We start from the raw sequence: 1,000 nt of genomic DNA, 5'->3' as shown, positions 1-1,000 counted from the left end.
CCTGTCATCCCCGGTGTTGGGGACTCATTTTCCCGCCCCCGCTTGATCATTTTACCCCGCCTTAGGCTCTCAAGCAAAATGGCCTTCTGGCCCCGCCGGCTTCTCCGCCAAGGTGATGCAACGCATGTGCCAGAGGTGGTTAAGGAACCTTCTGCAACTTTCCGATAATATCCAGGAACTGCTTTTGTGTCAGACCGATGGTGAGAAAGACCACCCCCACTGTCATCAGCATGCTGGCCAACATGAATCGAGCCAACATGAGCATTAAACGACCCGATGCATCTGTTTGGGCCTTGAGGTGCGTGAGCACAGTTCTTTCGCGCTCGCTCTGCGGTTCAAGCTCACTCAGCCGCTCTTGGTAGCCCGCGGCCAGAAGCGCCAACCGCGCAATGGGACGGTCAAAAGCGCTGTGCGGGTCAGGAGCACGCCCTGGGTCCATTTGCTGCACGGCCCAGACACCATAGAGTCCCCCGGCAAAGCACAGGACAAACCCAGTGATGATGGTATAGCGGTGTTTCGAGGAGACATGCTGCAAGAAGAGCTCTTCCTTTTTTGTAAGCATCTTACGCTTTCTCGCACCACACAGCGATCGGCCGGAGGACTAATCGCGGATCGTCCTCCAATCCCTTGTTTCAGACCTATATACATCTTTGACCTCAAGAAACGTCAGGGGGATCCTACCGAAACATGCCAGGGTGAACTCCGCATTTTCGCTATAAGGACGATACCGGATTCCATGTGCACCCTCACTGCCAAGTGTGATTTCGACACCTAGCTTCTGCAAGTTGTCCGGATAGGTCCCATGCTCGACCTTGTAATCTTCTAACAGCTCAACCAACCGCATTCCTTCCTTACGGGCTTCTATTACCCGCATGTGGGGAACGCTGAGAAACCCCAGTACAAATATCGCCAGCAAAACGATGACGATACGGTTTACCATCCTCTCCGGTTTCCCTGGATCACCTTGCGTTTCTGCTGAATTTACGCCCACTTTCATCTA

Annotated in this window: 2 protein-coding genes; both read right to left on the bottom strand. The window is 53.6% G+C overall.

Annotation, left to right across the window (positions count from 1 at the left end; translation table 11 throughout):
* Window positions 1–139: 139 nt before the first annotated feature.
* Entirely contained in the window at window positions 140–562 is a 423-nt protein-coding gene (locus V6D20_07140; protein ID HEY9815558.1) for a hypothetical protein, read from the bottom strand.
* 39 nt (window positions 563–601) lie between these two features.
* Window positions 602–940 carry a hypothetical protein gene (locus V6D20_07135; GenBank protein ID HEY9815557.1) on the bottom strand — a complete coding sequence of 113 codons (339 nt, stop codon included), beginning with the start codon at window positions 938–940 and terminating at the stop codon, window positions 602–604.
* Between the last annotated feature and the right edge of the window lie 60 nt (window positions 941–1,000).

The sequence above is a fragment of the Candidatus Obscuribacterales bacterium genome, from assembly GCA_036703605.1.
In the GTDB taxonomy this organism is placed as follows: Bacteria; Cyanobacteriota; Cyanobacteriia; order RECH01; family RECH01; genus RECH01.
The sequence above is the reverse complement of the archived record's forward strand: the minus strand, read 5'-3'. Positions and strand labels throughout refer to the sequence as shown.

Bases quoted from the DNA above. Each gene is read 5' to 3' on its own strand.
- V6D20_07140 (HEY9815558.1), bottom strand. From the start codon at position 562: ATGCTTACAAAAAAGGAAGAGCTCTTCTTGCAGCATGTCTCCTCGAAA.
- V6D20_07135 (HEY9815557.1), bottom strand. From the start codon at position 940: ATGGTAAACCGTATCGTCATCGTTTTGCTGGCGATATTTGTACTGGGG.